Consider the following 19,631-nt stretch of genomic DNA (forward strand, 5'->3'; position numbering starts at 1 on the left):
AAATCTGCTATGCATTTAAAGATTGATCTACTACGACATGGCGAAAGTGAACTGAGTCATACGCTGCGCGGTTCACTGGATGATGCTTTGACAGCTAAGGGGTGGCAACAAATGCTGAGCAGTATAGATCAATCTCAAACTCTGCCTCAGCAATGGGATGTAGTCTTTTCCTCACCCTTGCAGCGTTGTTCTATGTTCGCGGAACACTGTGTAAAAGAGCGGGATATACCGCTTATTTTAGATAAAAACCTGCAAGAAATGCATTTTGGCGATTGGGAAGGACAGTCGATACAACAGTTATATGAACAATTTCCTGAAACTTTGGCAGACTTCTGGCAAAAACCAACGCAGACTACACTTCCTAATGCGGAAACTATGCATCAGTTTCATCTCCGAGTCAGTACAGCGATGTCGAACATACAGCAGCTGATGCAGCTCAATGGTTGGCAATCGGCATTGGTGATCACACATGGCGGTGTCATTAAACTGTTAAAATGTATGGTGTTACAGCAACCCTTGGATGATGTATTGAAAATGTCGGCGGAATTGGGGCAACTCAATTCTTTTCATTGGGATGCGGCTACACAGGTGCTGGCTTTAAGGGAGTTAACATGACTCCATTTCTGATTGCTTTACAGTTCTTGACTACGTTACGAATTCAACTTAAAGAAATGCCGACGCCTCGGCAGAATGCAAATTCGATTTTATTCTATCCTGTGGTCGGTTTAATTATTGGGCTGATCTTATATGCAGTTGCACTGTTACTGTCTGGATTGCCTACAGTTCTACTCTCAAGTTTAATTTTGGTGCTTTGGATTTGGTTGACGGGTGGCTTACATCTCGATGGGTTGGCGGATACTGCTGATGCATGGGTTGGAGGCTTTGGCGATAAGGAGCGTACCCTTAAGATTATGAAAGACCCGAGTTGTGGTCCAATTGGGGTGCTGAGTTTAATTATTGTCTGTGTCTTAAAATGGGCAGCACTGTATGTATTACTCGAAGAGAAAGCAGCACTTGCTTTATTGCTGTTTCCCGTGCTTGGGCGAACCATTCCTTTGCCACTCTTTGTGAGTACACCGTATGTGCGTTCCAATGGTTTAGGTTCGAGTATTGCAGCACATTTGCCTAAGCGCCGTGTCTATTGGGTCATTGGCTTGAGTCTAAGCCTTGTTATGTATTTCTTAGGCTTAGGTCTGCTTACAGCACTGGCATGGGTTTTAACATTTATCCATCTACGGACTAAGTTCCTGCAACGTCTAGGAGGCATTACAGGAGATACCATTGGTGCCAGTATAGAGCTGAGCGAAACAGTTTGTTTACTGGCGTTCGTCATTGGTCTGAGTTATCTACCGATAGATACACTGTTTTAAGGATTCTTGATCCAAAAATTAGCCTAAGCAACGTAATACCAGATGAATTAAGCTCGGGCCGAGGATCACCATAAATACACCTGCTAAAACCATAGTTAGGGAAGCAATTACACCTTCTTCATGATGACGCATGAATGCTTTACTGGTACCAAAGCCGTGTGCTGCATTGCCTAGCGAAGCGCCTTGTGCAAAGGCGGAGTTTAATTTTAACAGCAGTAGTATGCCGTCTCCCAAAAGTACGCCTGCAATCCCTGTAATCATTGTAAATAAAATCACCAGTTCAACTGAGCCGCCAATATGCGCGGTGAGTTCCATGGCAAAAGGGGTAGAGATAGAGCGTGACATGAGGCTGTAGGTGGTTTGGCTATCAAAATGAAACAGTTTTGCCAAATAAAAGGCACTTATTACACCAGCACTCATTCCAATCACAATCCCCAGAGCAATAGAAAACAGATGTTCGCGAATCAGTTGACGATATTCATAGATGGGAATCGCAAAGGCGATAGTTGCTGGTCCAAGCATCCAGACAATCCAGTGATTATCGGTCATATAGGTGTCATAGGAGATATGAAAGCCCAACAAGATCAAAATCAGCACAAAAGGAACCAGCATAGCAGGGGACAGCAACATATAGGGATAACGACGATAAAGTTTTTTCGCCAAGATGTACCCAATAATGGTCGCAATGAAACACAATAGCGCCGTGATGTTCATGAGTGTGCTTCCACTTTAGTCTGACGATGATTTTGCTTTTGCTGTAGTTTACGTTCGAGCTTAAAACCAAAGTGCACGCTGTAGGCGGTCATTACCATAACGCAGAGAGTGCCCAACACAACTGCAAGAATGAGCTGCCAGCCTTGTGTGAGAAAGAGTTGTTTATATTTGACTAAGCCCACGACACAGGGAATAAACATCAACACCAATTCGGCAAGAATGAAATCTGCCCCTGATTTAATCCACACCAATTTCATGATGCCTGACATCAGGGCAAATAGAAGCAGAATGAGTCCAATCACGCCCGCAGAAATTGGAAGATGAAAGAACTGCTGAATAAAGGAACCGATCCACCAGAGTCCAATTAAAAATAGCAATTGAGCGGTGACTTTTAGGAGATTGTGAATTTTTGATGCATAAGGAGAGGACATGATACAAACAGGTTTAAACAATATGAAGGTATTTTAAAATTGACCTTTTGCATGAATTATGAATAATAAAATAATAATTATGCAAATATGGAATATTGGGTGTGGATATTAAAAGTCTACAAGTTTTTGTCACTCTTGTTGAAACGCAGAGTTTCACTTTAGCCGCTGAACAGCTAAATTTAACCCAACCGACCATTAGTAAAGCGATGCGCAGTCTAGAAGAACAATTAGGCGTTATGCTGCTGCATAAAGGGGAGGCAGGACGCAAACGCGGCGTAGCTTTGACCTATGTGGGACAACAAGTGTATGAACACGCTTTAATTATTCTGAATGAACAGCAACGTATTTTTGATACGGTGACACAAGTCAGAGGTTTAAAGAAAGGTAAGCTGACGATTGGTCTACCACCTTTGGCAGCTATGATGCTGAGTACCGTGATTGCCAAATTTCATAGTCAATATCCGCATATCGAGTTGAACTTTCTGGAAGTCGGGGCGACAGGCATTGAGGAGGCTATTTTTCGTAAAGAGGTTGATGCTGGGGTGGTGATGGGAGAGCTAAAACCTTTACTGAGTGGATTTGAAATTATCAACTCACCGATTTGTCTACTGGCAAAGAAAAGCTCACATTGGCGTAAAAAACAAGAAATTAAATTGATTGAACTCAAGGAGGAATCTTTTTTACTGTACGCCAATACATTTACGCTAAACAACGTGATTATTCAGGCGGCGCAGTCTGTAGGTTTTGAGCCCAAAGTGGCATGTCGGAGTAGTCAATGGGATTTTATTGCTAAGCTGGTGGAATCGAATGTGGGAATTGCATTATTGCCACAAGCCTATTGTGAGCGACTAAATAGTGAAGAGTTTCATATTGCTTTACTGACAGAGCCGAAGATCAATTGGAACTTAAAAATGGCATGGAACAGTACTGTTGCGATGACACCTGCAACACGCGCTTGGTTAAATATTATTGAAAATAATCTGGAAAGTATTCATTTTTAGTTGAAGAAAAAAACTATATCAATTATGTCCCAATCTAGAATCCGTATATTTATTGGTTAAAATGATTCTAGGGAATCTACGTCAAAGGTTATTCATTATCACCTTAAGCGAATTTGCAAGGTGGGTTTGCATAAAAATTATACAAAATTGCTCTTGAATAATTTATAAATAAACATATTATAAAAACATATATTGTTTTAAGTGGAACGCAGAAAATGCATGACTATCTAACCGCTTTTATCGGTGGAACACTGCTGGGTGTATCCGCCGTGGGTTATTTGTGGGTCAATGGTCGTATTGCAGGAATTAGCGGCCTAATTTCACAAGTCCTTAGCCCGAAAACCTTATTCAGTACACCTGCACTTTGGTTCTTATTGGGACTCATTATCGTGCCATTTGCGTATGGGGCATTTATGCAACCGCAGATTCAGATTGAAAGTTCACCGTTCATTATGATTTTAGCGGGTTTATTGGTTGGATTTGGTACGCGACTTGGTTCTGGATGTACCAGTGGTCACGGTATTTGCGGGATTAGCCGTTTATCGAAACGATCACTCATTGCAACAGCAACCTTTATGCTTGCTGGCGCCGTGACAGTGTTTGTAATGCGTCATATTTTGGGAGCATAAACATGAAAAATATATTTGCCTTTATTTTTGGTGGTTTATTTGCCACAGGTTTAATGTTCTCGGGTATGGCGAATCCACAGAAAGTACTGAATTTTCTTGATGTATTCGGAACTTGGGACGCAAGTTTGGCATTTGTGATGATGGGTGCAATTGCAGTGGCATTTATTCCATTTCAAATATTATCCAAACAACAAGCACCTAAAACGGTGTTTAAAGAGCCAATTGAGCTACCTAAGAATACACAAATTGACACTCGATTGGTTCTGGGAAGTGCAATTTTTGGTATGGGTTGGGGCTTAGCAGGTATTTGTCCAGGACCAAGTCTTACTTTAATTGGTTTAGGGCACTATCAAGCGCTTTATTTTATTTTTGCTATGATCATTGGTGTACTGATATTCAATAAAACGATGGGAGCTAAATCATGTTGATAAAACCAATCGTTAAGGCTTTTTTTGATAATGAAACCAATACTTTTAGCTATGTAGTCACGGACCCAGAGAGTCGCCAATCTGCGATTATCGATAGTGTACTGAATTATGATGCTGCATCTGCAACGACAAAGACAACTTCGGCTGATGAGATGATTGATTATATTCAGCAAAATAGCCTAAGCATAAATTGGATTTTAGAAACACATGTACATGCAGATCACTTAACAGCTTCACAGTATTTAAAACAGAAGGTGGGGGGAGTAGTTGCGATTAGTGAGAAAATTGCAGTTGTGCAGGAAACCTTTAGCGTAATTTATAACCTTGAACCCAAATATTTTAATGCGACACGTTCATTTGATTATTTATTTAAAGATGGTGAACATTTCAAAATTGGTGAAATAGATGCTTATAACATTCCAACACCAGGACATACGCCAGCTTGCCTAAGCTACGTGATTGGTGATGCTGTATTCGTCGGTGATACGCTATTTATGCCAGACTACGGTACAGCACGCTGTGATTTTCCTAAAGGTAGCGCAGCGACGTTATTTGATTCAGTACAAAAGCTATTTACCTTGGATAGCAACATGCGAGTGTTCCTGTGCCACGACTATTTACCTGAAGATCGCGATCATTTTATTTATGAAACCAGTATTGCTGAACAAAAAAAGCATAATATTCATATCAATGAAAGCACTAAAAAAGAAGATTTTGTTCAGATGCGGAATCAACGTGATGCAACTTTAGCCATGCCTAAATTGATTTTACCTGCTATACAAATCAATATGCAGGCTGGACAATTCCCTGAGCCTGAAGAAAATGGGATTCGTTATTTGAAAATTCCATTTAATTTTTTCAAATCTAACATATAAACATGAGATAAATGCAGAAAAATCAGGATAATACATCACTATTATCTCTATTTTTTTGCATTTCTAAAAATAGCCTAAGCAAATTTATTGATTCTTAAAAATTAAAAAGCCACTATATATATAAATACCTAGTAGAAGCACTAATGATCCTTAATCATCAAATACAGAAACCAGCAAATCCAAGCGAATTAGAAACTGTTGTACTCATTCATGGGTTATTCGGCAGTTTGAGCAACCTTGGCATGTTGGCTCGGGCTTTTGATCAACGTACTGTAATACAGCTAGATGTACGTAATCATGGGTTATCTGAACATAGTGAACACATGAACTATGACTTGATGGCACAGGATGTACTAGAAACTTTGGATCATCTACAGATTCAAAAATTTTCCCTTATTGGACATTCCATGGGCGGAAAAATAAGCATGAAAGTAGCGGAGAAGGCCGAAAATCGTCTGGTACGCCTCATTGTGTTAGATATTGCACCATTTGCTTATCAAGAAAATCATCACGAACAAATTTTTAAAGCATTATTTGCTGTACAAGAAGCTGCCCCAGCATCAAGATTACAAGCTACTGAAATCATGAAGAAATTTATTCAAGAAGATATGGTGATTCAGTTTTTATTGAAATCATTTACGCAAGGCAAATGGCGTTTTAATTTAAATGCCATTTTTGCGCATTATGCAGAGATATTATCTTGGCAAGAGATAAAGCCTTATACAAAGCCGGTGTTATTTTTACGTGGTGGGTTATCTCCATACATTCATAAGCCTGAACATTTTGATGCTATTCAGGAACAGTTTCCTGTTGCTGAAATAAAAGAGGTTTTAAATGCGGGACATTGGTTGCATGCTGAAAAGACAGATGAAGTATTATTAGAGATCTCTAACTTTTTAAAATAATAAGATGATGTTCTACAGCGACTTTGTTTGTGCAAGGTCGCGTAACTCTGTGTTTGTATGGGAAGGATCATATTGATTTCGTATAATGTATATTATGTTAAATAACATATCAAAGACTGTAGCCTACACAACGCAGTTGTTGCCACAGCTCAGCATCATGAATCTGCAAAATTATATTCATGATGCTGAGTACGTGAATGAACATAATATTCGTTATGCCGAAATCCTTTGACTCATGTATCTATAACCATGAATAAAATAACTCTCCAAAGTTCTACAAACATTTTCTGCATGATTTATTTTGTCGTATTATAGTTTTACAACAACTCTACCTCGAATTTTTCCATCTAAAATTTCATTTGAAATATTTAAAGCATCTGTTAACTGAATTTCAGTTGTTACTGTTTCTAATTTTGTTTGATCTGATTTTGTAGCTAAACGTTCCCATGCTTCTTTTCTTAATTCAATTGGTGCCATCACGCTATCAATTCCATATAACGTAATCCCTCTCAAAATAAATGGAGCAACTGTCGCTGGAAAATCCATTCCACCTGCCAAACCACACGCAGCAACTGCACCACGATATTTTGTACTAGCACATGCATTGACTAAAGTATGGCTTCCAACAGTATCAATCACGCCAGCCCAAATTTCTTTGTTTAATGGCTTTCCTGGCGAAGATAATTCAATACGATCAATAATTTCACTCGCACCTAAATAGGTTAAATATTCCGACTCTTGGGGACGACCAGTTGAAGCTGTGATCTCATAACCAAGATGGTTCAAAATAATAATCGCAATACTACCAACACCACCATTTGCACCTGTTACTAAAATTTTCCCATCACTTGGTTTAATACCATGTTTTTGTAAAGCTATGACACACAACATTGCGGTATAACCTGCTGTACCAATAACCATCGTATCTTTAAAAGAAAAAGCAGAAGGTTTTTGTATGAGCCAATCGCCTGAAACAGTAACTTGCTCAGCTAATCCCCCAGAATATTTTTCGCCAACACCCCAACCATTTAATAAAACTTCATCTCCTCGTTTCCATGCTGGATGTTTTGATTCAATTACAACACCTGAAAAATCTATACCCGGTGTTAACGGAAAACTACGAACCACAGGTGAACGCCCAGTAATGGCTAAAGCATCTTTATAATTTAGAGTTGAATATTTAACTTCAACTCTAACCTCTCCTTCTTCTAAAGGCTTTGATGCAATCTCAGTAATTTTTGATGTGTAACCTGCATCATCTTTAGTAATTACGATACCTTTGTACATAGAACTTCCTCGCTATTTAATTAGACTACTTGTCTAGAATTAATTAAAAAATAAATGCAGATGTCTGCATTTATTTTTTAATTAACTTTTTACGTGATTTTGTTGTTCTACAGCTAAAGTAAACAAGCGATAAAATGCATCTAAAGGACTTGTTGATTTGACCAAACGTGCTCTTAGAACTGCACCTTCCCATCCAATCCAAAACTGATAAGCAGCTTCATCACAATCAGTTACGTTATATTGTGAATTTGACTGATGTAGGCAATCAGAAACTACTTTCTCCCATACTTTAAAAATACTTTCAATTCGGGCGATGATCTCTGGTGGCAAATACGAAACTTCTTGTCCTAAGTTACCTAAAATACAACCTCGTTTAAAATCATATTTTTGCAGTTTTTCACCCGCATCTTTTACAAAATTTTGCAGCCTTTCTAATGGTGAAAGATTAGTTTGACTTAAAAAATAATTCAATCGCTTCACAAAATAAAGCTCATAAGCATCTAGAACTTCTAAAATAAAAGCCTCTTTATTTGCAAAATAATGGTAGAAAGACCCTTTAGGAACTTGGACTGATTTCATGAGATTGTCTAAGCTCATAGCATTCATTCCACGTTCGGTCAGTAACTCGATACCTCGGCGGATTAACACTTCTTTAGTGTCTGCATAGTTACAACCATGTTTGGTTGGTCGACCACGTGGTCTTTTGGGTAAGGAAGAATAATTCATAAAATAAAAATAGACTGTGTGACTAGAAATATCAATAATAAAATTATTTGATTGAAAATTTTATCTAAACGGCATCTATTTCTTTTCTGGGAGAACTTAGCCTTTTATATAAATGTACTTAAAAATTCTATGAGTTCATGAACTCATTTTTGAGAAGCTGTAATTTTCTATGTTAATTACGTTTAAATTCCAACGCTCCCATTTTCTAACTTGCTCAGGTTATAATAATGGCCTCCAAAATATGGTTGATCTATTATGAACGCCTCCAATGACCCTCTACACGGCAAAAAACTTGCTGACATTTTGGATGAATTATTGGATTACTACGGTGGCTTTGAAGGCTTAAGTCGTAAAATTGAAATTAGATGTTTTTGTATAGATCCAAGTGTTAAATCATCATTGCGATTCTTGCGTACCACACCATGGGCGCGTGAAAAAGTAGAAAACTTATATTTGTATGTCTTACGCCAAAAAGCCAAACAGAAATCGTAGCTATCAAAACCCAACCTCAGCATAATATTTTATACCAAATACTAAGCTACACTTATTAAATAGCCATCGATTTTGTAGACACCTGTTAGTTAGTGGTGGTAGTCCACCGCTCTCCTAGACAAATTTAGTCTATTCTTAAGACTTTTTAGTAGGAAACTATGTATTCATAGCTAGGTTCATGAACCAAATATTTTATAAGTTATCATTTTAATGCTCTAAGTAATTATATTTATTGTTTATTAATCATAAATTCAATTGTGAACTAGATTCTAGCTGAACATAAGTAAACTAATTTATCCAAAACTGTAGCCTACACAACACAGTTGGTGCTATAGCTCAGCATCATGAATCTACAAAATTATATTCATGATGCCGAGTACGTGAACGTGAATGAACACAATATTCGTTATGCCAAATCCTTCGCTATCTCATGCGCTAGATATGATGGTTTAATTTGAGTTTCCTCTCAGAACACGTTTAACCTTTTGTTTAAAATCCTGTTTAGCCCAAGGTTTATTAATTGACATCAATAGTGTGCCTTTAAGGGCATCATTAATAATATTGGGATTTTTTTCTATCCAATTTAATGCTAAGTTTGGCCAATATATACTTACACTTTGTGTTAGAGAAAAATCTAATATCTCTAATTTATTATCATTATTTAAAAGATCAAAATCATCATTTTGATCTTGCTTCTCAAGCATTAATAACCCATTTCTAGCATCTGTTAAATTATTTTCCATACTACTCACTTTTATGCTATTTAGACCAATTCTCATGCACTAATTTAATACCTTTAGTGGATATAAACTCTTTAAACTCATGTTTATGATATTAAGCAAACTTTAAAGGATAAGGTGAATAAATGATCCCCCTCACCCCAACCCCATCAAAAAATACTCAAGCAACCTCTCCCGCTCATCTGGTTTGTTCGGGTCTAAAAGCTGAACCATTGCCCCGTCTATCACAAACAAAAACATATGTGCATCTTGTTTTGTAGCGCCCTGCTTGGTTGTTATCAGCAAATTATAAATTTCATTCATCAGCCAGTTTCGGTAGTCAATTACTAGCTGATACGCCTTTGGATATGTTTTCGATATTTCAAAAATAGCTTTAAATGGTAAATGGTAAAGCCCTTCAAAGTTGGCGTGTAAAAAGAAAATTTTGCGAAGCTTTTCAGTCATCGATAACCCTTTATCAACGTAAATAACCGAAATAACTTCATGTTTAAGACCATCTGTTTGAAAAGTTAAACTCATTTCAATAAGACGTTCTTTCGAATGAAAGTAATTATAAAACGTAGCCTTGGGGATTTTTGCCGACTTTATAATTCGGTCTACCCCTACATTGTGAAAGCCATATTTATTAAAAAGAAACCTTGAAGTATGAAGCACACTTAAAGCACGAAATGAGAGAACTAAATTTGTCATGGTTTTACCGTTATAAAATAAATTCTTGTTGTATATAAAAGAGATATAAAAGCCTTTTACTTTTTTTAAGGTGAAAAAAAGGCATAGCAAAGCCGTAAAGACTGTGCCTAACACATCTCAAGTTTTATTGTTGATGGTAAGTTTTTTAGTAATAACAAATGAAAGCCTGAACAGCCGAACGGCGATCAAACCCTTGTAAAAAGTTTAAGTTGTGTCGTTATAGTGTACTTTGGCTATGGTTGCCAAAAAAATATGAATGTGCAAAGCCAACTCCTTTATATATGGAGTTCTGCCAGAGCATAAGAGGTTTATGGTGGCAGAACGAAAGAGGGTTAGCAGACTGGTTTCGACTCCAGCACACCCGCAGGTGTCCCTCTCCCGTCCTACCGCAACGGGAGGGAACGAGATATACACGCAAAACTATTCCTCAGAGAAATAATCCTGATGTAGTCGAAAAAACGGTCTGCTAAAACCGACTGGCAATGTGGCCAGCACGCAAATGTTAATCTTCAATATTTAAGGTGTCAATGTGAAAATGGCTAGAAAATATTTAAATAATTATTGTTTTTCATTTAATTAGATATTTAAGGGTATCTATTAATCATCCTCCGCATTAAAACAAAAACCCCGCCATAGCGAGGTTTTTGAGGTTTAATATTAGTTAAGCTTCAACTTGAGTGTTTTGAGTAAACTTTTCTTTATCAACTTTCAACACGTAGCGGGTATTACGTCCACCACCTTCAAGTTTATGCAGTACATCTCCTTCCAGAAGTTCGGTTAGGTGACGTGTTGCTGTAGCTTTACTTACTCCAGTGACCTTTTGATACTGTGAAGCATTAATGCCTAGAGGGAAATCATTCTCTTCGCCATTGAGTAAACGATTTAAAACTTTATTCTGGGCTTCATTGAATTCGATATGAGAATAAGAGCTCCAAAATTTCGCTTTTGCAATCGTTCGATCAAGTCGTAGTAAAGACCTATCTATACTTTTCTCTAAAGTATCTAAGAACCAGACCAACCACTCATTAATCGTATAGGTATTATTCTGGCATTTCTCAAGAACTTCATAATAACTACTACGATTTTCATGGATGGCCACGGACATGGCGTATAAACGGATACTTTGGTGATCCATTTGGGCTAATGCTAAATCTGTAATGACACGAGTGATACGACCATTACCATCTTCAAATGGATGTAATGTCACAAACCAGAAATGAGCAAGTGCAGCTCGCAGTAACGGATCAAGCATTACATCTTCTCTGGAACTATTGAACCATTCTATAAATTCATTCATTAGTCCCTGTAAATGCTCTCCACCCTCTGGTGCTTCAAAGTAAACCTTCGTTGTAGTGCCATAAGGAGAACCACCAACAACCTGCATTGGTGCCTCATTATCACGGATTTCTCCTACTTTGATTTTTTGGGCAGCATAATCAAAGCGTTCTATAGTTTGAAAAAGCCAGTTATGCCATTGTAACAAGCGCTCCATGGTTAATGGCGCATTATGATTGCTCACTGCATCCATCATGATATTGGCTAAGCCTTCAGTTTTATCTTGAATTGGTGCAGGATTTTCTTCTGTTACCCCTAAACGCCGAGCTAATGAGGATTTGAGTGAACGAACATTCAACTTCTCATCTTCAATGAGTGAGGATGCGACTAGGTTTGTGAGCAGTGTATCTAATGGTAATGCCTCAGCATCTGGTGATGCTTTGCTCTCACCGACCAATTGACCTATCTTCTTATGAATTAAACGCAGTTTTACCGTAACGAGTGCTTCATCCCATTTAAATTTAGTCCAGTTTGCTTTTTGCCATACCCATTTTTTCATAAGCATTCCCCCTACTGCATAAGCCGATTGTAACACCTATTCGGCTCATTTTGTGAGCTTATTAGTTGAATTATTCAGCTCATTTTATGATTTGTGACCTGATAAAAACGATACTATGAGCCGAATAAATGGCTTAAACAGCTCATATAGTGAGCCAAATATATGGGTTATTCGGCTCATTTACTTCTTTTTAGCCAAAAGGCACAGTTATGTAAGTTAAAAACGCAGTAATAGGTTGGTATTATGATTTTTTGATTGCTATCAATGAGTAATAATTTTTCTAAAAAATACTATAAAAACACTTTTGTGAATATTTTTGCTCATTTGAACAAGGCAGAGTTACTTACGGCGAACTTAACGATTTAAAATAAAAAGATGCAATAGACGTTGCATCTATTGCATCTTGGTTTTGCTAAATGGTTTAGCAAGCCATTAGGGGTGAACAATAATTTTTACAGCAGACTCATTATTATGAATCAGCGTTTCAAAGCCTTTAGACACCAGATCATCTAATGCAATACGTTGGGTAATAAAAGGTTCTAGATTAATCTTACCTTGCTCGACTAAACGGATGGTTTCCTGATGGTCATTGACATAAGCAATCGTGCCACGAATATCTAGCTCTTTCATCACTACGCTATGCACATTAATTGTAGCAGGATGGCTCCAAATAGAGACGATAACGACTACGCCAGTTGGTTTCATTGCTGCAACGAGTGTATCCATGACTTTATTGACACTACTACATTCAAAAGCGACATCTACACCACGGCCTTCAGTAATTTTCATTACTTCATCAACCACATCAACCTGAGATGGGTCTAGTACATAATCGGCAACGCCAGCCTCTATCGCTTTTTCTTTACGTTTTGCACTCAGTTCAGTAATGATGACCGTAAGACCTTTGGCCTTTAAAATGGCTGATAAAAGTAGGCCTATTGGGCCTGCTCCACCAACCAGTGCAATATCGCCAGCTTTTGCACCACTTCTGACATAGGCATGATGGCCGACAGATAAAGGTTCTATCAACGCTGCTTGGTCTAAGGGAATATCATTTGAAATAGGATGTACCCAACGTCGTTGAACTGCAATTTTTTCAGAAAGACCACCACCACGTCCACCTAAACCAATAAAGTTCATATTTTTTGATAAATGATACTTATCATTCGGGCCAGTCGGCACATCGTCAGCAATAATGTAGGGTTCAACTACGACATGTTGTCCAATTTGGATATCATCTACACCCTCACCAACTGCATAAACCACACCTGAAAATTCATGTCCCATTGTTACAGGTGCAGATTCTCCCGAAATTGGATGTGGATGACCACAAGGTGGAATAAAAATAGGGCCTTCCATGAATTCATGTAAATCTGTACCGCAAATACCACACCATGCAACTTGAATTCCAACTGTGCCTGGAAGTACTTTCGGTTCAGGAATATCTTCAATCCGAATATCCCCTCGGTCATAAAAACGAGCTGCTTTCATTATGTATTCCTTATGTTGATATTAACGGTAAACCATTCCACCATCTGTCAAAATAGACTGACCTGTAATGTAGTTTGCATCCTCACTGGCTAAAAATGCAACTAATGCAGCGACATCATCTGGTGTTTCAGCACGTCCTAAAGCAATACCATCTACATATTTTTTATACGTTTGACCAATTGGTGCGCCTGTAATTTCAGAGAAACGCTGATCTATTTCGACCCACATGTCTGTGCCTACAACACCCGGACAATAGCTATTTACAGTAATTTTAGCACTGGCATATTCTTTAGCCGCAGCTTGCGTCAATGCACGAACTGCAAATTTAGTTGCCGAATAAACACCGAGTAAAGCAAAACCTTCATGACCTGCGATTGAGCACGCATTAATAATTTTTCCAGCCTGTTGGCGTTGTTTAAATTTATTTGCTGCGGCTTGAATCCCCCAAAGCACACCACCAACATTGATGTTCATAATTTGGTTAAATTCACTCAGTGTTACTTCTGCTAAAGCTTTAACTTGTGCAATACCTGCATTATTGATCATGATATCAAAACCATTAAGTGTCGATTCAGCATGATCAATTGCATGACTAACTTGTATTGGATCTGAAATATCCGCAATAAATGTGGTGGCTTTTACGCCAAAGGTTGCAACTTCTTTTTGAACAGCATTTAACTTTTCTTGATGAAGATCGACCAAGGCAATATGAACACCTTCTTGCGCTAAACGTAAGGCAATACCGCGTCCAATGCCTTGTGCCGCACCCGTAATGAATGCAACTTTATTGTTTAAACCTCTAGGCATGTTGCGACTCCTTAAATATGAATTGCACGTTGCATCGCCGACAGTACCGACTCATGCATCGCCTCGGACAAAGTAGGATGAGGGAAAATGACCTGCGCTAAGCTTTCATCCGTCGCTTCTAGGTATTTTGCGATGGCAAAACCTTGTATGTGTTCGGTGACTTCATGTCCGACCATGTGAGCACCCAGCAATTCACCCGTTTCCTGACTAAAAATGGTTTTAACAAACCCTGCACTATCACCCAAAGCCAATGCCTTACCATTGGCTTGTAAAGGGAACTTACCCACATTGATATTCAAGCCCGCAGCTTTCGCTTTCTGTTCGGTCAAACCAATACTGGCAACTTGAGGATGGGTAAAAATACAGCCCGGAATTTGTGTACGATCTAAAGCATGTACATGACTTAGACCTGCAATTTTCTCCACACAAAGAATGGCTTCATGACTGGCTTTGTGTGCCAAACACGGCGCGCCTGCGACATCACCAATTGCATAAATGCCCACTACATTGGTTTTACACCATGAGTCGACTTTAATAAAACCATTCTCAAATTCAATTCCCAAAGCTTCTAGGCCAAGATTTTCAGCATTCGGTTTCACGCCAATAGCTGAAAGTACTTTTTCAACAGTAATGATTTGCACACCTGTGGCAGTTTCAATATGACAATGTACTTGAGCCTGATCAGTTTCTATTTTTTTTACGGTCGCTTCGGTTAAAACCCGCATACCCTGCTGTTCAAATTGCTTTTGTACATACTTCGCAACTTCAATGTCTTCGCTAGGGAGAATCTGCTTGGCTATATCAACCAAGGTGACTTGGCAGCCTAAGTCTTGGTATAGGCTTGCAAACTCACTGCCTATAGCACCCGAACCAATGACCAATAAAGATTTTGGTAATTGTGCTGGAACCAAAGCCTCTTTATAACTCCAGACCTGATGGCCATCTACAGGAATATGAGGCAAATTGGCTGCACGTGCACCTGTTGCGACAATAATATGCGGTGCAGAAATCTGCTGTTTTTGACCATTCGCATCTGTAAGCTCTAATTGCTCTTTGGCAATAAACTGGGCTGCTGCGTTAAAAACAGTGATTTGATTTTTTTTCAATAATTGACCGATACCTTGCACGAGTTGCTCAGAAACCTGTCTGCTATGATGGACCAGTTTTTGAATGTCAAAATCAATCGTGTTAAGCGTAAAGCCAAACTGCCCTGCATGTTTGAACTGCTGCGCAAGCGCAGCCCCGCTCAATAATGCCTTGGTTGGAATACATCCCCAATTAAGACATACTCCACCTAAGTGTTGTTTTTCAACGATTGCTGTTTTTAATCCCAGTTGCGCTGCGCGAATCGCAGCGACATATCCTCCAGGACCAGCACCAATAACCACAAGATCAAATTGTGTATCTGACATGGCTGTTCCTCCTACACCAAAATTAATGCAGGATTTTCGACAAACTGCTTAAACGCCGATAGGAATTGAGCACCCAACGCACCATCAATGACACGATGATCACAAGACAATGTTGCTGTCACCATTTGACGAACAACAATCTCATCATTTTCGACGACAGCACGTTTCTCTGCTGCACCTAAGGCCAGAATTGCACCTTGAGGTGGGTTAATAATGGCATCAAACTGTTGAATACCAAGCATTCCCAAATTGGAAATACTGAAACTGCCGCCTTGAAACTCATCAGGTGCCAATTTTCCAGTTTTGGCACGTGTCGCCAGATCACGCATATCATTGGAAATTTGCGCCAAAGATTTACGGTTCGCTGCTTTGATAATTGGTGTGATCAGTCCGTTTTCGATGGCCACAGCAACCGAAATATCAGCCTGTTCAAATTGTAAAATTTGCTGATTTTCTTCATCAAACTGAACATTGACCTGTGGAACTTTGATCAGTGCGGCAGCAGCAGCTTTAATCAGCATATCGTTAATGGACAGCTTGACTTGCGGTACGGTACTGTTAATTTGCTGACGCAAAGCCTGAACCGACTCAACATTTAAGTCTATCGTTAAGCGAAAATGTGGTGCATTGCGTTTTGCCGCTTGTAGCCGTGAAGCGATTGCTTTACGCATACCATTCATAGCCACGGTGGTAAATTTTGCTGACTCTGTTGGATGCGCATGATCAGCATGTTGAGCTTGTACAGGGTTTTCACGTTGATATACAGCTTCAACATCTTCCTTACAGACTCGTCCACGTGAACCCGATGCACGACAATCATGCAAATTAATACCCCATTGTTTTGCCAAACGGCGAGCAACAGGTGTTGCTAGAACATAACTATCATCTGCTTTAGATTTCGCGGCTTTCGTACTGGCTTGATGACGCACATCTGGCCAAGAACCACCAGCAGCTTGAACTGCGGCCTGAACATCTTGAACACTAATACGACCTTCACGTCCAGAACCCGTAATCTGAGACAAGTTTACATTATGCTTTTCAGCCAATTTAAAGGCATGTGGCGTTGCAAAAATATCATCGCTTTGTTGGTAGCCTTGTAACGCAGCAGGAATTGAATATCCACCTTGAGCCACTGCTTTTGATGCATGACCAACACTGTTTTGTTTAGGGGCAGCTTGTACTTTGGTTTCAACTTGAGCCACAGCTACTTTTTCAGGAACCGCTGCTACCGCTTTATGTTCAGTTACAGCAGGTGTTCCACCTAAGGACTGTGCAAATGCTTCAACTTCTGCATCGGAAACTTGAGCGTCTGCACAAATTGCAATGATTCCACCTACGACCAGTGTGTCACCATCTTTAGCAATAATTTTTCGTAGCAAGCCATCGAAAGGCGCTTCCAGAACATTGACGATTTTTGTGGTTTCAATTTCACAAATTTCCTGCCCTTTACTGAATTGCGTACCTTCCTGAATCAGCCATTCGGCAATTGTGCCCTCTTCCATGGACAAACCCCATTTTGGGATTTCTAAGGTTTTAATTTCGCTCATCCTAAGCCTCCAACGTCTTACGTACAGCCTGTTCGATGCGTTCTACACTAGGTAGCCATTCTTTTTCTAATACTGGTGAAAATGGTACGGGTGAGTGTGGTGGAGTGACTAACTCGATTGGTGCTTTAAGATAATGAAAGCCTTTCTGTGCAATGAGTGCAGCTACATCATGTCCGAAACCACAACGCGCCGCAGATTCATCTACAATCACTACGCGACCTGTTGAAGCCACGGACTCTAAAATTCCATCTTCGTCTAATGGAGAAATGGTTCGAGGGTCAACCACTTCAACCGAAATGCCTTCTTTTGCGAGCTTGTCAGCAACTTCATTGGCACGATGCACCATCAGGCTTAAGGCAATAATGGTGATATCAGTGCCTTCACGGGTGTAATTCGCAACACCAAAAGGAATGGTGTAAGCCTCATCTGGCACTTCGCCCTTAATGTCATACAATAATTTGTGTTCACAAAAGACCACTGGGTCATCATCTCGAATGGCTTGAATCAACAATCCTTTCACATCATAGGCACTCGAAGGCACCACCACTTTTAAGCCTGGCACTGAGGCAAACACGTTATATGGTGACTGAGAATGCTGTGCTGCTGCGGAAAAACCTGCACCAATCATGCCACGTACAACGAGTGGCGCTTTGGCTTTGCCACCAAACATATAGCGGAATTTAGCCGCTTGGTTATACAGCATGTCATAACACACGCCGTAAAAATCCATAAACATTAAATCAGCCACAGGTCTTAAACCCGTTGCAGCAGCACCTGCCGCCATACCAATAATCGCAGATTCTGTAATTGGAGTATCAATGACTCGTTCAGAACCAAATTCAGTCCATAAGCCTTTGGTTACACCAAGTACACCGCCAAAACCTTCCAGTTTATTGTCATCGGTATTTTTACCACCATGTCCACCACGAACATCTTCACCGACCACAATGACACTTGGGTCTCGGCGCATTTCTAATTCAATTGCTTCTTTAATCGCGTTTCGATAACTTTTATTTGGCATTTTTCTACTATTCCTTTAGTAAGAGACGTAAACATCAGTAAGTAACTGAGAGACTTCTGGGTACTTAGCTGCGCGTGCTTTTGCAACGGCATCGTCTACATTGGCTTTAGACTGGGCATCAATCGCATCCAGTTTGGCTTCGTCAATTTTGCCTTTGACTTTTTCACGGAATATTTTCAATGGGTCTTTATGTTCTTTGACATAATCCAGCTCTTCTTTGGAGCGGATAAGCCCCGGATCACCTTCAAAATGTCCATAAAAACGGTTGGTTACTGTTTCAATCACACTTGGACCTTCGCCACGGCGGGCACGTTCAATGGCTTTTTGTGCAACTTCATACACAGCAAAAAAGTCTGTTCCATCTACTTTTTCAGCAGGTAAGCCAAAACCTGCTGCTCGACCTGCAATGTCTTTACTGCCTACTGCATAATCATGTGCAGTACCTTCACCAAAACCGTTATTTTCAAAAACAAAAATGACAGGAAGCTTTAACACCACAGCCATATTAATGGCTTCAAAAGTTAAGCCCTGATTTGACCCGCCATCACCGGTAAATGACAGACCAATACCACCATTCTTGAGTGTTTTGGCACTTAAAGCAGCACCAATCGCTAAAGGTGGGCCACCGCCCACAATACCGTTTGCACCAAGCATGCCTTTATCTAAGTCCGCAATGTGCATTGAGCCGCCTTTACCACGACACAAACCATCATCTTTACCAAAAATTTCTAACATCATGGCGTGAATGTCACAGCCCTTAGCAATACAGTGTCCGTGACCACGATGTGTTGATGTAATGAAGTCCTTATCTGTTAAATTTTCACAAATCCCTACTGCAACAGCTTCCTCACCGCTATAGAGATGGATGAAACCAGGGATATCACCTGTATTGTTTTCATCGTGAAGTCGATCCTCAAATTCACGAATGTCGCGCATTCTTTTGTATGCTGCTAGCAATTGCTCTTCCGTTAATTGCATATATTTGTTCCTTATTCACTACGCTTAAAAGAAAACCCAAAATTGAATAATTGGATTTTTAAATCGTATATTTATATAAGAATATTTTTATTTAATTTCATATTAGACTAAAAAAATATAATGCATAAAAAGATGAGATAAATATTAAAAACAGAAGGTTATGAAATTAAAAATTTTTGTAAAATTTTACAATAGTTCAATCACATACAAAAACAAACCTTTAACCAACCTTTGTTTTATATGATAAGTTTTT

The 19,631-nt window shown here is 39.3% G+C and carries 21 protein-coding genes; 8 read left to right on the top strand and 13 right to left on the bottom strand.

The genetic code is table 11. The features are described from left to right. Positions 1-9: 9 nt before the first annotated feature. Positions 10-615 (top strand): histidine phosphatase family protein, encoded by a 606-nt coding sequence (locus tag F4W09_RS09490; RefSeq protein ID WP_151504618.1) that lies wholly within the window; start codon positions 10-12, stop codon positions 613-615. Continuing rightward, complete coding sequence (locus tag F4W09_RS09495; RefSeq protein WP_151504619.1) at positions 612-1,370, top strand: adenosylcobinamide-GDP ribazoletransferase; 759 nt, start codon at positions 612-614, stop codon at positions 1,368-1,370. Before F4W09_RS09490 ends, F4W09_RS09495 begins: the two co-directional genes overlap by 4 nt. Before the next feature lie 18 nt (positions 1,371-1,388). On the opposite strand, the gene F4W09_RS09500 is transcribed toward F4W09_RS09495, so the two are convergent. Both F4W09_RS09500 and F4W09_RS09505 read right to left on the bottom strand, forming a co-directional pair. Then, complete coding sequence (locus F4W09_RS09500; protein ID WP_151504620.1) at positions 1,389-2,084, bottom strand: LrgB family protein; 696 nt, start codon at positions 2,082-2,084, stop codon at positions 1,389-1,391. Beyond that, entirely contained in the window at positions 2,081-2,515 is a 435-nt protein-coding gene (locus tag F4W09_RS09505) for a CidA/LrgA family protein (RefSeq protein WP_035302025.1), read from the bottom strand. Before F4W09_RS09505 ends, F4W09_RS09500 begins: the two co-directional genes overlap by 4 nt. Positions 2,516-2,616: 101 nt before the next feature. Between F4W09_RS09505 and F4W09_RS09510 the strand changes: the two genes are divergently transcribed. From F4W09_RS09510 to F4W09_RS09530, 5 genes are all read left to right on the top strand, one after another. After that, a complete protein-coding gene (locus F4W09_RS09510) occupies positions 2,617-3,516 on the top strand; it encodes a LysR family transcriptional regulator (RefSeq protein ID WP_151504621.1) in 900 nt (299 codons plus the stop codon). A gap of 215 nt (positions 3,517-3,731) precedes the next feature. Beyond that, a complete protein-coding gene (locus F4W09_RS09515) occupies positions 3,732-4,145 on the top strand; it encodes a YeeE/YedE family protein (RefSeq protein WP_151504622.1) in 414 nt (137 codons plus the stop codon). Positions 4,146-4,147: 2 nt separating this feature from the next. Beyond that, a complete protein-coding gene (locus F4W09_RS09520; RefSeq protein ID WP_151504623.1) occupies positions 4,148-4,573 on the top strand; it encodes a YeeE/YedE family protein in 426 nt (141 codons plus the stop codon). Further along, positions 4,567-5,448 carry an MBL fold metallo-hydrolase gene (locus F4W09_RS09525; RefSeq protein ID WP_418655087.1) on the top strand — a complete coding sequence of 294 codons (882 nt, stop codon included), beginning with the start codon at positions 4,567-4,569 and terminating at the stop codon, positions 5,446-5,448. Before F4W09_RS09520 ends, F4W09_RS09525 begins: the two co-directional genes overlap by 7 nt. Positions 5,449-5,591: 143 nt before the next feature. Beyond that, positions 5,592-6,353, top strand: a complete 762-nt coding sequence (locus tag F4W09_RS09530; protein WP_151504624.1) for an alpha/beta fold hydrolase — start codon at positions 5,592-5,594, stop codon at positions 6,351-6,353. A gap of 309 nt (positions 6,354-6,662) precedes the next feature. Here F4W09_RS09530 and acuI read toward each other — a convergent pair whose 3' ends face one another. Both acuI and acuR read right to left on the bottom strand, forming a co-directional pair. Then, a complete protein-coding gene (gene acuI, locus F4W09_RS09535) occupies positions 6,663-7,640 on the bottom strand; it encodes an acrylyl-CoA reductase (NADPH) (RefSeq protein WP_151504625.1) in 978 nt (325 codons plus the stop codon). Between the two features lie 81 nt (positions 7,641-7,721). Beyond that, a complete protein-coding gene (gene acuR, locus F4W09_RS09540; protein WP_151504626.1) occupies positions 7,722-8,366 on the bottom strand; it encodes an acrylate utilization transcriptional regulator AcuR in 645 nt (214 codons plus the stop codon). Positions 8,367-8,621: 255 nt separating this feature from the next. Here acuR and F4W09_RS09545 point away from each other — a divergent pair, with 255 nt between their 5' ends. Next, positions 8,622-8,858: a VF530 family protein gene (locus F4W09_RS09545; RefSeq protein ID WP_004961824.1), complete on the top strand. Its 237-nt coding sequence runs from the start codon at positions 8,622-8,624 to the stop codon at positions 8,856-8,858. 449 nt (positions 8,859-9,307) lie between these two features. Here the strand turns inward: F4W09_RS09545 and F4W09_RS09550 are convergent, their stop codons facing one another. The 9 genes from F4W09_RS09550 to F4W09_RS09595 form a co-directional block, all read right to left on the bottom strand. Then, positions 9,308-9,601, bottom strand: coding sequence for a hypothetical protein (locus tag F4W09_RS09550; protein WP_151504627.1), 294 nt, complete (start codon positions 9,599-9,601; stop codon positions 9,308-9,310). Between the two features lie 132 nt (positions 9,602-9,733). Further along, on the bottom strand, positions 9,734-10,288 hold the full coding sequence (locus F4W09_RS09555; protein WP_215899323.1) for a TetR/AcrR family transcriptional regulator: 555 nt from the start codon (positions 10,286-10,288) through the stop codon (positions 9,734-9,736). 661 nt (positions 10,289-10,949) lie between these two features. Continuing rightward, positions 10,950-12,122, bottom strand: a complete 1,173-nt coding sequence (locus F4W09_RS09565; RefSeq protein ID WP_151504629.1) for a Fic family protein — start codon at positions 12,120-12,122, stop codon at positions 10,950-10,952. 432 nt (positions 12,123-12,554) lie between these two features. After that, positions 12,555-13,613: a 2,3-butanediol dehydrogenase gene (locus tag F4W09_RS09570; protein ID WP_116763636.1), complete on the bottom strand. Its 1,059-nt coding sequence runs from the start codon at positions 13,611-13,613 to the stop codon at positions 12,555-12,557. A 21-nt stretch (positions 13,614-13,634) separates the two neighbouring features. Next, positions 13,635-14,420 carry an acetoin reductase gene (locus F4W09_RS09575; RefSeq protein WP_151504630.1) on the bottom strand — a complete coding sequence of 262 codons (786 nt, stop codon included), beginning with the start codon at positions 14,418-14,420 and terminating at the stop codon, positions 13,635-13,637. A gap of 11 nt (positions 14,421-14,431) precedes the next feature. Further along, the gene (lpdA, locus tag F4W09_RS09580; protein ID WP_151504631.1) at positions 14,432-15,832 is read right to left on the bottom strand and encodes a dihydrolipoyl dehydrogenase; all 1,401 of its coding nucleotides are present in this window, start codon (positions 15,830-15,832) and stop codon (positions 14,432-14,434) included. Positions 15,833-15,843: 11 nt separating this feature from the next. Further along, entirely contained in the window at positions 15,844-17,379 is a 1,536-nt protein-coding gene (locus tag F4W09_RS09585; RefSeq protein WP_151504632.1) for a dihydrolipoamide acetyltransferase family protein, read from the bottom strand. A 1-nt stretch (position 17,380) separates the two neighbouring features. Next, positions 17,381-18,400 carry an alpha-ketoacid dehydrogenase subunit beta gene (locus tag F4W09_RS09590; RefSeq protein WP_004979604.1) on the bottom strand — a complete coding sequence of 340 codons (1,020 nt, stop codon included), beginning with the start codon at positions 18,398-18,400 and terminating at the stop codon, positions 17,381-17,383. A 15-nt stretch (positions 18,401-18,415) separates the two neighbouring features. Then, positions 18,416-19,378, bottom strand: coding sequence for a thiamine pyrophosphate-dependent dehydrogenase E1 component subunit alpha (locus F4W09_RS09595; RefSeq protein WP_044740668.1), 963 nt, complete (start codon positions 19,376-19,378; stop codon positions 18,416-18,418). Between the last annotated feature and the right edge of the window lie 253 nt (positions 19,379-19,631).

It is taken from the genome of Acinetobacter tandoii, assembly GCF_008867985.1.
Lineage (GTDB): Bacteria > Pseudomonadota > Gammaproteobacteria > Pseudomonadales > Moraxellaceae > Acinetobacter > Acinetobacter tandoii.